The organism is Castellaniella sp., assembly GCF_036379515.1.
Lineage (GTDB): Bacteria > Pseudomonadota > Gammaproteobacteria > Burkholderiales > Burkholderiaceae_B > Castellaniella.
Genome location: NZ_DASVGN010000007.1, coordinates 52,165 through 64,305, shown reverse-complemented (window position 1 = coordinate 64,305; position 12,141 = coordinate 52,165). Strand labels below are relative to the sequence as shown.

Annotated in this window: 13 protein-coding genes; 3 read left to right on the top strand and 10 right to left on the bottom strand. The window is 62.8% G+C overall.

Annotation, left to right across the window (positions count from 1 at the left end):
- Window positions 1–3: 3 nt before the first annotated feature.
- From mreD to VF285_RS01755, 3 genes are all read right to left on the bottom strand, one after another.
- The gene (gene mreD / locus VF285_RS01765; protein ID WP_346950887.1) at window positions 4–570 is read right to left on the bottom strand and encodes a rod shape-determining protein MreD; all 567 of its coding nucleotides are present in this window, start codon (window positions 568–570) and stop codon (window positions 4–6) included.
- Entirely contained in the window at window positions 551–1,435 is an 885-nt protein-coding gene (gene mreC, locus VF285_RS01760; protein ID WP_346950886.1) for a rod shape-determining protein MreC, read from the bottom strand. The genes mreD and mreC overlap by 20 nt, the downstream gene beginning before the upstream one ends.
- A 117-nt stretch (window positions 1,436–1,552) precedes the next feature.
- Window positions 1,553–2,596, bottom strand: coding sequence for a rod shape-determining protein (locus tag VF285_RS01755; RefSeq protein ID WP_346950885.1), 1,044 nt, complete (start codon window positions 2,594–2,596; stop codon window positions 1,553–1,555).
- 214 nt (window positions 2,597–2,810) lie between these two features.
- Between VF285_RS01755 and gatC the strand changes: the two genes are divergently transcribed.
- Genes gatC through gatB form a run of 3 tightly spaced genes read left to right on the top strand, consistent with a single transcriptional unit; the run spans window position 2,811 to window position 6,100 of the window.
- On the top strand, window positions 2,811–3,119 hold the full coding sequence (gatC, locus tag VF285_RS01750; RefSeq protein ID WP_346950884.1) for an Asp-tRNA(Asn)/Glu-tRNA(Gln) amidotransferase subunit GatC: 309 nt from the start codon (window positions 2,811–2,813) through the stop codon (window positions 3,117–3,119).
- Between the two features lie 3 nt (window positions 3,120–3,122).
- A complete protein-coding gene (gene gatA / locus VF285_RS01745) occupies window positions 3,123–4,646 on the top strand; it encodes an Asp-tRNA(Asn)/Glu-tRNA(Gln) amidotransferase subunit GatA (protein ID WP_346950883.1) in 1,524 nt (507 codons plus the stop codon).
- Window positions 4,646–6,100, top strand: coding sequence for an Asp-tRNA(Asn)/Glu-tRNA(Gln) amidotransferase subunit GatB (gene gatB, locus VF285_RS01740; RefSeq protein ID WP_346950882.1), 1,455 nt, complete (start codon window positions 4,646–4,648; stop codon window positions 6,098–6,100). The genes gatA and gatB overlap by 1 nt, the downstream gene beginning before the upstream one ends.
- Window positions 6,101–6,157: 57 nt before the next feature.
- On the opposite strand, the gene pyrE is transcribed toward gatB, so the two are convergent.
- The 7 genes from pyrE to VF285_RS01705 form a co-directional block, all read right to left on the bottom strand.
- Window positions 6,158–6,826, bottom strand: a complete 669-nt coding sequence (gene pyrE / locus VF285_RS01735) for an orotate phosphoribosyltransferase (RefSeq protein WP_346950943.1) — start codon at window positions 6,824–6,826, stop codon at window positions 6,158–6,160.
- Window positions 6,827–6,951: 125 nt separating this feature from the next.
- The gene (locus VF285_RS01730) at window positions 6,952–7,278 is read right to left on the bottom strand and encodes a hypothetical protein (protein WP_346950881.1); all 327 of its coding nucleotides are present in this window, start codon (window positions 7,276–7,278) and stop codon (window positions 6,952–6,954) included.
- Between the two features lie 115 nt (window positions 7,279–7,393).
- Complete coding sequence (locus VF285_RS01725) at window positions 7,394–8,293, bottom strand: helix-turn-helix transcriptional regulator (RefSeq protein ID WP_346950880.1); 900 nt, start codon at window positions 8,291–8,293, stop codon at window positions 7,394–7,396.
- 13 nt (window positions 8,294–8,306) lie between these two features.
- Window positions 8,307–9,011: an orotate phosphoribosyltransferase gene (locus tag VF285_RS01720; RefSeq protein ID WP_346950879.1), complete on the bottom strand. Its 705-nt coding sequence runs from the start codon at window positions 9,009–9,011 to the stop codon at window positions 8,307–8,309.
- A 39-nt stretch (window positions 9,012–9,050) separates the two neighbouring features.
- Window positions 9,051–10,307 (bottom strand): hydantoinase/carbamoylase family amidase, encoded by a 1,257-nt coding sequence (locus VF285_RS01715; RefSeq protein WP_414648042.1) that lies wholly within the window; start codon window positions 10,305–10,307, stop codon window positions 9,051–9,053.
- A gap of 29 nt (window positions 10,308–10,336) precedes the next feature.
- Window positions 10,337–11,287 carry a dihydroorotate dehydrogenase gene (locus tag VF285_RS01710; protein ID WP_346950878.1) on the bottom strand — a complete coding sequence of 317 codons (951 nt, stop codon included), beginning with the start codon at window positions 11,285–11,287 and terminating at the stop codon, window positions 10,337–10,339.
- On the bottom strand, window positions 11,280–12,128 hold the full coding sequence (locus tag VF285_RS01705) for a dihydroorotate dehydrogenase electron transfer subunit (protein ID WP_346950877.1): 849 nt from the start codon (window positions 12,126–12,128) through the stop codon (window positions 11,280–11,282). The genes VF285_RS01710 and VF285_RS01705 overlap by 8 nt, the downstream gene beginning before the upstream one ends.
- Window positions 12,129–12,141 lie beyond the last annotated feature (13 nt).

Below are 12,141 nucleotides of genomic sequence, written 5' to 3'. Positions count from 1 at the left end.
AAGCTACACGGAACCCACGTCCGAGCCATCCAGGCGGCGCTGATACAGTAGCAGCAGCACATCGGCCAGAGGCCACAGGACCGCCGTGATGACGCCCGACCAGAGCCAGTCCCAGCCAACCCACTCACCGTTCATCCATGCGCCCAGCAGGTGGGATGCCATGAGTGCCACGATGAAGATCGGCAGCACATGCAGCATCTGCACCCAGGGATTGAAATGCTGCAGACGCCGGTTCAATCGCAAGATGCCATAAGCCACCAACACATAGCACAGCGCATGCAGCCCCAGCAGGCCCGTGTCGTGCACATCCATGAGCACACCCAGCACGAAGGCAGTGAACAGCCCCACCCGGTTGGGCTCGTGCAAACACCAGAACGCCAGCACCAGCATGAGCAGGTCCGGGACCGGAGCCCACAGGCGCCAGGGCAGCAACGAGGCCATCCAGATGCCGATCAAGGACCCCCAGACGAGCAAGGAGGGCGCGGGACGATAGAACGGAGCCGAATCGATGGGCTGCAGCGCCATGAGAGACGACTGCCCCGACGCCGGCCTATGGGTGCGCGAGTTCACGCTCGATCTCCTTGGGGTCCGGAACGTCGCTCACGTCCACCTGCAGGACCAGAAAATGCCGGTAGCGCTCGGGATGCGACAAGGGGTCGGCAATCGCCATCGCAAAGCCGGTGCCGGGGTCATGATCCACCTTCTCGACGCGGCCCACCGGCAAGCCGGCCGGGAACAACCCGCCAATCCCGCTGGTGACCAGGGTATCGCCTGGTTTGATGTCCACGTTGCCCGACAGATAGCGCACCTCGAGCTTGCCGACCTCGTCGCTGCCGAAGGCAATCAACCGCAGGCCATTGCGCAGCACCTGCACGGGAATGGACATGCGGTCGTCAAACAGCAGCGCGGCCTCGGAGGTAAACGGCGTGACACGAATGATCTGCCCCACCACGCCGCCCTCGTCGATCACGGGCATCCCCGGCTTGATCCCGGCACGCGAACCCTTGTTGAAAATCAACCTGTGGTTGAAGGCATCAGGCGGCACGTAGAAGACTTCGACCGCCACCGACTTCTGAGAAATCTTTTCCGATACATTGAGCAAGCGCCGCAACTGCTCGTTCTCGGTCGCCAACTGCGCCGCGTGCGTGGCGATCTGCGCCATCTCGATGCGCTGCCGGCGCAAGGCATCCTGTTCATCACGCGCCAGCGTAGCTGCGTGGGACCAGCTGTCGAAGTATTCGAGCGCATCGCGCGGTGCCAGTACCACGCGCTCGAAGGGGTAAATGGCTACGGCCACGGCCCGGCGGGCAGAAGAAAACACTGCCCAGTGGGCGTCCACCACCACCAGCACCAGACATACCATGATCAGGAGCACCGCGCGGACTTCCACGCTGGGTCCTGTCTTGAAGAGTGTCAGTTTGCCGGGTTCTCTCATGGCGAAACAGCAATGGTGGCCCAACGTGCTGTCGAGCCAGTTCAGTCAATGGCGCATTGCAACAAGGGCGTCGGGCACCCCATCCGGCAATTGGGACAGGGCCTCGCAACGCGCCGGTCAATCGTAGATGAACACCCCACCCAGACGCTCCAGGTGCTCCAGTGCTTCACCACAACCGCGCACCACGCAGGTGAGCGGGTCTTCGGCCACGACTACGGGCAGGCCGGTTTCTTCTTGCAGGAGACGATCCAGATCATGCAACAAAGCGCCACCTCCCGTGAGGGAAATGCCCTTGTCGGTGATGTCGGCCCCCAGTTCCGGCGGCGTTTGTTCCAGCGCCGTTTTCACCGAAGACACGATCTGGTTCAGAGGATCAGTGAGGGACTCGAGGATTTCGTTGGACGACACCGTGAAGCTGCGCGGGACGCCTTCGGACAGGTTACGGCCCTTGACTTCGATTTCGCGGATTTCGGAGCCCGGGAAGGCCGAACCGATTTCTTTCTTGATGAGCTCGGCCGTGGGCTCGCCGATGAGCATGCCGTAATTGCGACGAATGTAATTGACGATGGCTTCGTCGAATTTGTCGCCGCCGACCCGCACGGAGCCCTTGTACACCATGCCACCCAACGAAATCACGGCGACTTCGGTGGTACCGCCACCGATGTCGACCACCATGGACCCGCTGGCGTCGGACACGGCCAGGCCGGCCCCGATGGCAGCCGCCATGGGTTCTTCGATCAGGTAGACCTGGCTGGCTCCCGCACCCAGAGCGGATTCACGGATGGCGCGACGCTCGACCTGGGTGGAACCGCAGGGCACGCACACGATGATGCGCGGGCTGGGCGCCAGCATGCTTCGCGGGTGCACCATGCGAATGAACTGCTTGAGCATTTGCTCGGTGACGGTGAAATCGGCAATCACGCCGTCTTTCATGGGCCGAATGGCCTCGATGTTGCCAGGCACGCGGCCCAGCATCTGCTTGGCTTCGCGGCCGACAGCCTGAATGATTTTTTTGCCGTTGGGGCCACCATCGTGACGAATGGCGACGACCGAGGGTTCATCCAGCACGATGCCCTTGCTGCGGACATAAATGAGCGTATTCGCCGTGCCGAGGTCAATCGCCATGTCGCTGGAAAAATAGCTGCGTAGGAATCCGAACATGGGCGCACTAATGAAAAGAGGACAAGGGGGCTCGGCGATAAGCGCCGGCCATTCCGCATGGAATCAGCAATGATAACTTATAATCCCCCTCGGATACGCTGAAGCGACTGCGTAATATATTGCAAAATCATTGCTTTTCTAATTTCCGGTTACACCCCAGACGTATCCACCGCCCTTGCGCACGCACGGACGAGTACTCACCGGAACCACCGACATGGCACTGACTGAACAGGACATCGCCTGGCTGGCGCGGCTTGCCGGCCTGAATCTCACGGCCAACGACCAGCAACGCGCACAGCAGGAACTCACCCGCATTCTCGGGCTGATCCAGGAACTGCAGGCTGTGGATACCCAGGGCATCACCCCCATGGCGCACCCGCTGGCGGCACATCAGGACGTTGCCCTGCGCCTGCGCGAAGACACCGCAGAACCGGCTCAGACCATCGCACAGCGTGATGCCTGCCTGACCAATGCACCGGCCGCACACCAAGGGCTGTTTCTGGTTCCCACCGTCATCGAATAAGCCATGACCCTGCTTTCTGAATTCCACAGCCTCCGCGATCTGAGCCAGGCCCTGAGCGACAAACGCATCAGTGCCGTCGAACTGGCCACCGACACCCTGCAGGCCGTCCACGCCTATCCGGATAGCCACGTGTTCCTGCACGTCGACGACGCCCTCACCCTGGAACAGGCCCGCACGGCGGACGCCACGCGCGCTGCCGGCCAGGCCGGGCCCCTCACGGGCATCCCGATTGCACACAAGGACTTGTTCGTCACCCAAGGATGGCGCACGACGGCCTCGAGCAAAATGCTCGAGCACTACGTCAGCCCCTTCGATGCCACAGTGGTGGGCCAGCTGCGTGCCGCAGGCACCGTATCGCTCGGAAAGCTCAGCTGCGACGAATTTGCCATGGGCTCGGGCAATGAAAACTCCGCTTTCGGCGCCGTCCACAACCCCTGGAACCCCGAGCACGTGCCCGGTGGTTCTTCAGGCGGTTCGGCAGCAGCCGTGGCCGCGGGGCTGGTGGTCGGTGCCACCGGCACTGACACCGGAGGCTCGGTACGTCAGCCGGCCGCCCTGTGTGGCGTCAGCGGCATCAAGCCCACCTATGGCACCGTGTCCCGCTATGGCATGATCGCCTACGCGTCCAGCCTGGACCAGGCGGGGGTACTGGCTCGCAACGCCTGCGACCTGGTCCCCCTGCTCGACGTCATGAGCGGTTTCGACGAGCGCGACTCCACCAGCCTGGAATCCTGCGATGGCGTCGCCAACGCCCCTGGGCGTGTGCAGTCGGATTATGCTGCCGCACAGGTGCGCTTCGAGGCGGCGGCAGCGCAGCCCCTCAAGGGCCTGCGCATTGGCGTCCCGCGCGAGTTCTTCAACGAGGGGCTGTCCGCAACAGTAGGAGACGCGATCGAAGCGGCCCTCAAGGTGTTCGAATCGCTGGGCGCTACCCGTGTGGAGATTTCTCTGCCGCGCACTCGTCTGGCCATCCCGGCATATTACGTTATCGCACCGGCTGAAGCCTCCAGCAATCTGTCGCGCTACGATGGAGTGCGCTACGGTCACCGGGCCGCGCATTACGGCGACCTGATCGACATGACCAGCCGCTCACGTACCGAAGGCTTCGGTGACGAAGTCCGCCGGCGTATTCTGGTGGGCACCTACGTGCTGTCGCATGGCTACTACGACGCCTATTACCTGCAGGCGCAACGGGTGCGCCGCATGATCGTCGATGACTTTCAGCACGCCTTCGCAAATGATTGCGACGTCATCATGGGCCCGGTCACACCCGACGTGGCACGCCGTATCGGTGACAACCGGCAGGACCCCATCGCCGACTGGCTGGCCGACATCTACACGCTGGGAGTGAGTCTGGCCGGCCTGCCCGGCATGTCCATCCCCTGTGGCTTTGGCGGTGGCACCACGCCCCTGCCGATCGGCCTGCAGCTCGTGGGACGCTATTTTTCCGAAGGCCATCTGCTGGCGCTGGCAGACCGCTATCAACAGGTCACCGACTGGCATCAACGCATTCCGGGGCACGCATAATGGATTGGGAAATCGTCATCGGGCTGGAAACGCATACCCAGCTCTCCACACAGTCGAAAATCTTTTCCCGCAGCAGCACGCAGTTCGGTGCCACGCCCAACACGCAAGCCAACGCCGTGGACATGGCGCTGCCGGGATCGCTGCCGGTCATGAACCGTGGCGCCGTCGAACGTGCGATCCGCTTTGGCCTGGCCATCGGCGCTCAGGTGGCCAATCGCTCGGTCTTCGCACGCAAGAACTACTTCTACCCCGACCTGCCCAAGAATTACCAGATCAGCCAGATGGAACTTCCCATCGTCCTGGGCGGGCAGCTTTCGTTCTTCGTCGGCGAGCAGGAACACACGGTGAACCTGACCCGCGCCCACCTGGAAGAAGATGCAGGCAAATCACTGCACGAGCATTTTCAGGGCCCGCACGGCGAGTCCTCCAGCGGCATCGACCTGAATCGTGCGGGAACCCCGCTGCTCGAGATCGTCTCCGAACCCGAAATGCGTTCGGCCGCCGAGGCCGTGGCGTACGCACGTGCGCTGCACGGGCTGGTGGTGTGGCTGGGGATCTCGGATGGCAACATGCAGGAAGGGTCCTTTCGCTGCGATGCCAACGTGTCGGTGCGCCCCAAGGGGCAAAAAGAATTCGGCACGCGGTGCGAAATCAAGAACATCAACTCATTTCGCTTTATCGAACGCGCCATCCAATACGAAGCCCGCCGCCAGATTGAACTGATCGAAGACGGCGGCACGGTGCGCCAGGAAACGCGCCTGTACGATTCCGAGCGCGACGAAACCCGCACCATGCGCTCGAAGGAAGACTCCAACGATTACCGCTATTTCCCCGACCCCGACCTGCCGCCGCTCATCGTGCCGCAAGACTGGATCGAGCACGTACGCGCCACCCTGCCCGAACTGCCCGCCGCCAAGCGGGCCCGTTTTGAAGCCGAGATGGGGCTCACCGCCTACGATGCGGCCCAGCTCACGCTGCACCGCGACATCGCCAATTACTTCGAAGCCGTGGCGCATGCGCTGCCTGGCGGGCAGGCGAAGCAGGCGGCCAACTGGATCCTGGGCGAGCTGTCCGCTGCACTGAACCGCGAGGAGCTCGAGATCCGGCAATCCCCCGTCTCGCCCCAGCGGCTGGCAGCGCTCATCACCCGTATTCTGGATGGCACGATTTCCAACAAGATGGCCCGCGACGTCTTTACAGCCATGTGGGCGGGAGAATCGGGGGGCGAACCCGACGCCATCATCGAAGCCAAGGGCCTGCGCCAGATCAGCGACACGGGCGCCATCGAAGCCATGATAGACACCGTGCTGGCCGCGCACCCCGACATCGTGGAGCAATATCGTGCAGGCAAAGAAAAAGCCTTCAATTCACTGGTCGGTCAGATCATGAAGGCCGCACGGGGCAAGGCCAATCCGCAGCAGGTCAACACCCTGCTCAAACAGAAACTTCAATAAGAAACTTCAATAGCCGGCATCAGCCACCGCGATCGCGGTGGCTGCCTACAGGCGGCTTCAGATCCCGTAGCGCTCGCGATACGCCACCACCGCACCCCGGTGGGCGGCGAGTTCGGGGTCGCCATCCAGCAGGCCGATCACGTCCGTCAGGGACGCGATACTGATGACCGGCATGCCATAGGTTTGTTCCAGGTCCTGCACGGCGGAATGCGCCGACAGGTTCCCCAGCGAGCCTGCACGCTCCATGCGATCCATGGCAATCAGGACGGCAGCAGGTTGTGCACCGGCCGCCCGGATGAGACCCACCGATTCACGCACCGAAGTCCCGGCTGTGACCACATCATCGATGATGACCACGCGCCCGGCGAGCGGTGCGCCCACCAGAACCCCGCCTTCGCCGTGATCCTTGGCCTCTTTGCGATTGAAGGCGAACGGCACGTGACGGCCCGCCAGAACAGGGTGTTCGGCCAGGGCTACGGCAGCCGTCGTCGCCAACGGGATACCCTTGTAGGCCGGACCAAACAGCATGTCGAACTCGAGGCCGGAATTGACCAGCGCCTCGGCATAGAACTTGCCCAGCCGCCCCACGCAAGCGCCATCATTAAAGAGACCCGCGTTAAAAAAATAGGGGCTCACGCGCCCCGATTTGGTCTTGAATTCACCAAAGCGCAACACACCATGTTCCAGGGCGAAGCGAACGAAAGCAAGGGCGTGTGAGCCAGGCATCATGAGGGGCCTCAAATCGGGTAAACGTGCCATTATCCGCCATTTTGGCAGGCTGCCGCAGGCCAAGTCCACGCTCGACCAGGCACGGTCCATGTCAGACTTCAGTCAGTGAACTGCGGCAGAAATCAGAACGCGGATTCATTCCATTCGTAATCCACTGCCACTTCGCCCAACACTCGCAAGCGGTCAGCTGGGGCCATGTCCAGCGCAGCGAGCAGCCTGGCATTGAACCCTTCCAGCGTGGCCTTGATCCTGTCGGCAAACTCGGGCGCAACCGCCTGGTCTTCGTACTTGATGACATACGTCTGCGCCGCGATGCCCACCACGAAATACAGGCCGGCGTTGTCGGGGTCGCGCTTCATGAGTTCGAACGCGTCTTTGTAGAACTGCTTGAAGGAATCACTACCGGACTCCGACTGTGCAAAACGCTGTGTGATTTCCTTGAAAGTCATACTTGTTCCCACTCCATGATTGGCCTGCCGGCCCCTGCGGGTAGCAGGTAGATAGCATAGCCGCAATCTGCCGTAGCGGCAGAGAATGCAAGAGTCTCGCCCCGCGAGCCCTCGCTCATAGCCGGTCCAGCAAGCGCTGCAGGTGCCCGGCGCCCACGGCGCCTTTGTAGGCGCTCTTCCAGAGCTTGGCCGTCAGGTCTTCATAATGTTCGATCGCCTCTGGCGCAGAGGTGACGGTGGCAATACCGTTACGTACGTTGGGGAGTTCACCCAGTCGAAATGGGCTGGTGGCCACCGCCTTGCCCGACGGGCCCGCAAAGAACTCGAAGGTCGAGGCCGGCATGGCATCGTCCACCAGACCGATCCGCACGTTCAGGGGCTCGCTCGCCATCAGGTCTGCCACCCGGGCAATCTCACGGCGGGCTGCAGCCAACCGGTTCTGGCGCACCGAATCCGACAGGCGCACCCGCCCCACCATGCCAATCTGCAAAAACCGCTCCAGCCCATGCATACCCACCAGGCCCACCACCTGGGGCCGGCGCCTGCGAAAGGCGGCGCGACGCTCTTCGATCACGTGGATGATGGCATCCACCTCGTCTTGCGTAATGGCCCCCCCAGCCCGCCGCGCGGTCACCTCCATCAGCATCTCGCGCAAGAGCGCGGGGTAGGCGTCCGAGGCCAGCAGCAAAGACACCGGCTCGAAATGCACGAAGATGCTGTCGGCACTGTGCTCGAGCTGGCGCATGCGCTCGAACAGCCCCAGTGCATTGGCGTAGTACTCGACCTGGGCCCCCAGCAGCGAGGCCAACGTCGTGCGCAGCAAGGCAGCCACGCGCTCAAGCGTCTCGATCTTGACGATCTCGCCCTTTTCCATCCGATACACGGCGGCACGAGAGATCCCCAACTGATCGGCCACATCCTCGGCCTGCAAGGCCGCGCCAATGCGATACGCACGCAGGCGCTCGCCCAGGGCAGCGTAATCAATGGTCGAATGGAAGGTATCGGCGCTTGGCATGCGCAGGCGGGCGTTAGCGCTTGACGGGGTTGCGTGCCACCCCACCATGGGCCTGCGACCAGCGGGCCGGGTCGGAAAGAAACGCCTGAAAATCCCGCAGCGCCGAGGTTTCAATGCCACCCCGAGCCTGCCAGACCCGGCACACATCCTGCCAAGTGGCCAATGAATGGACGGTCACGCCCAGGGGAGCGAGCAGCTCCTGCGTCGGAAAGGTCGCGTAATCAAACAGCACGAACAGCGTATCGACGCGCGCACCTGCCGTCTCGAGCGCCTTGCAAAACCGCACCTTGGACTGGCCCCCCGCCATCATGTCGTCGATCAACAGCACGCGAGCACCAGGCTCCACAACCCCCTCGACCTGGCTGCGCACCGTGCGATGCTTGCGCACATAATGCAGCGGCAAATCCAGAGCATCCGCCACCCAGGCCGCAAAGGCAATGCCGCTTGCCTCACCACCCACCACGGCCGCCAGCCCATCGAGCACGCCCGCCGTCCGCAAGACGTGCAGGCCATGGGCCAACAGCCGGCGGCGCAAGGTAGGGAAAGAAATCAAGCGCCGACAATCGATGTAGACAGGGCTTGCCCACCCCGACGGCAAACGGAACGGCTCTTCGGAGCGAACTCTGACGCAACCGGCATCCAGCAAGGCGCGCGCCACTGCCGCAGCGGGATCGGGTTCCTGTGCGAAATGATCCGAACCCAGAAGAGACTGATTCATGATTGTCATCCTGTTCAACAAACTGCACCGGCAGCTGCGTCACGCATCCAGAGGCCCCAGCGCGTCACTGAGCACCTGAACGCCCTGCATGAAATCGTCCAGTTCCATGGCCTCGCGAGGATTGTGCGAACCGTGCTGGTTGCGCACGAACACCATGCCGGCGGGGATGCCGGCATTGGCCATAAGGGCGGCATCATGCCCCGCCCCACTGGGGATCACGTCGAAGGCGAGCTCGCGGGCGGCGCAAGCCGCAGAAAGCGTATCACACACATGAGGATTCATCGTCGCCGGTGCCGACAGCACGCGGCGATCGAAGGCGAATTTCACGCCACGCTCGTGCTCGATCGCCGAGCACTCGGCATGTACCAGCTGGTAAAAGGCTTCCAGCGTATCCGTGCTGCGACTGCGCGCCTCAAGACTGAAGAACACGCGTCCCGGAATGCGCGAAATGGCGTGATCGGCCGGGTCGGTCCCCACGATACCGGCCGTCACTACCAGATCGGTCCCGCGCTCGAGCAGCACACGCCAATGCTCGTCGAGCCGCATGATGAGATCCGACACCGCAAACATGGCATCGTGACGCAGCCACCGGGGCACGACACCCGAATGCCCTGGCTCGCCTTCACACACGATCCGGTTGTGGCGGAAATTTCCGCGGATGCTGGAGACCACGGCGACGGGCAGGTCGCGGGCCACCATGACCGGCCCCTGCTCGATGTGAAGCTCGAGGTACGTCTTGACGTGCGCGGTATCAAACAGGCGTTCACCTTCACGAATGGCGGCCATGTCCGCCCCCAGCGCCTGCATGCAGTCGCCCAGGGTTTCGTCGGCTTCGCGGCGCTTGAGCGCCAGATCGGCTTCGGACAATTTTCCCAGAAGTGCGCTGGACCCCACGTACGCCTTGCCGAACCAGGCGCTTTCTTCGCCTCGAAAGGCGATCACCTCGAGATTGCCGCCAATCCCCGCACGGCGCCTGGCCACCAGGCAGAGCAGCCCAGCCAGGACCCCGGCCATCCCATCGAAGTTGCCCCCCTGGGGGACGGAATCCATGTGTGACCCCATCCATATCACGGGGTTTTCAGCAGGCGTCTCGGGAAAACGAAAAACCAGGTTGGCGGCGCGATCCGCCTCGACCACAAGCCCTTCGGATTGCGCAAATTCGCGCAGGTAATCGGCTGCCGCCGATTCGCCGCGCCCGTAGCTTGCGCGGGTGATACCCACGCCGTCAAAAGAAAAGTAGTGCATATCCGCAAAGAGTTTCGCGGCCAAATCCCGATATGCAATGAGATCAATCATGTCTGTGCCACACCTTCAAACGCACTGCACTAGCCCGACTGCTGCGCCATCCGCAACCAGCTGTCCGTCAGATCCGCGTCCAGCGCCATACCGCCCGTCAGACTGCCGACCGCGGCAACGTGCTCCGCCTCACAAAACCGGACGAGGTCCTGAGTGATCTTGTACAGAATCCCCGGGTCCTGAAACGAGGCCGCACCAACCTGGACGGCGCTCGCGCCCGCCAGCATGAACTCGACGACGTCCTCGGCACAAGCGATCCCGCCACACCCGATCACCGGAATGCTGACGCTGCGATGGCACTGATACACCATGCGCAAGGCAATGGGCTTGATGGCAGGACCCGAGAGCCCCCCCATGACGTTTCCGAGCCGAGGCTTGCGCGTATGCACGTCGATGGCCATGCCCAGCACCGTATTGCCCATCACCAGAGCATTGGCGCCACCCGTCTCGGCCGCACAGGCAATCTCGGCCACATGCGCTACGTTGGGTGTGAGCTTGGCCCAGACCGGCAAAGTGGTCTCGCGACGCACAGCGCGGACGGCAGCCAGCGTGGTCTCGGGGCTCATTGCGAAAGCCAGGCCGTCCGCCTCCAGGTTGGGGCACGAAATGTTGGCTTCGATCGCGACCACTCCCGGTACCGAGACGCGCTGGGCGGCCTGCGCGAATTCGTCCACGGTATCGGCCGAAATCGACACCACGACAGGGGATTCAAATTGCAGGTAGGGCGGCAACACATGCTGCAGAAAATAATCCAGCCCCTTGCTCGGGATGCCAATGGAATTGAGCATGCCGCTCGCCGTTTCGGCCACGCGCGGCGTCGGGTTGCCAGGCCGGCTCTTGGGCGACACACTCTTGATCACCAACGCGCCCAGCTGATTGAAATCCAGCGCCTCGGCGTATTCAATGGCAAAGCAGCCCGACGCCGGCATGATCGGGCTGATCAGCCTCAGCCCATCCAGGTCTACACGCAAATCAACCATACTGGACCTCACCAACGACATCACGGATGGCAAAGACGGGGCCATCGCGACACACTCGCAGAAACTGCTTGCTGCCGGCTACGTCGAACAGCCGCACGCAGGAAAGGCACACCCCCATCCCGCACGCCATGTGCTGCTCCATGGCCACCTCGCCCAGTACGTCCGGAAAGTCCTGCAGCACGCGCTGCAGCAGCATCAGAAGACGCTGCGAGCCGCAGGTATAGACCGCATCCGTGCCGCCATCGGCCAGCAGGCCGCGGATCAGGGATTCAACCCGCGACACTTCCGAAGAACCATCGCTGTCATACACGCAATGCACTTCGGCAGGCGCCGTACCCAAAAATTCGCCGCGCATCAGGTCTTCGGGCGAGCGCGCCGACATGACGGCCACGATGGCCACCCCCGCTTGTGCCGCTTCACGCACCACGGGCGCAAGCGTAGCCAGACCCACGCCCCGCACCAGCAGCAGTATCCGGCGAAACTCGGGCTTGACCGTGAACGTGTTGCCCAGCGGCCCCACGATCTGCATCGAATCGCCCACGGCCAAACTGGCCAGCGCCTGCGTCCCCGTCCCGGTGACGTTATAGAGAAACTGAATTTCACCCGGTGCCGGGCCCGTTCCGTAGACGCTCATGGGGCGCAGCAGAAACGGCTGCGACGCTTCGGTCACCGGGCACTTCAGCTGATAGAACTGCCCCGGCCGCGTGGCCGCAACCAGATCGGCCTCGGCCTGCAGTTTCAGATACTTGTAGCGTGCATTCACCCAGCGGTGTTCCTGAACACGACACGTGTGCGAGGCAACCGACTCGGCATTACGCTGGAAACCACAGACCTGGTTCACGACCGACTCCTGC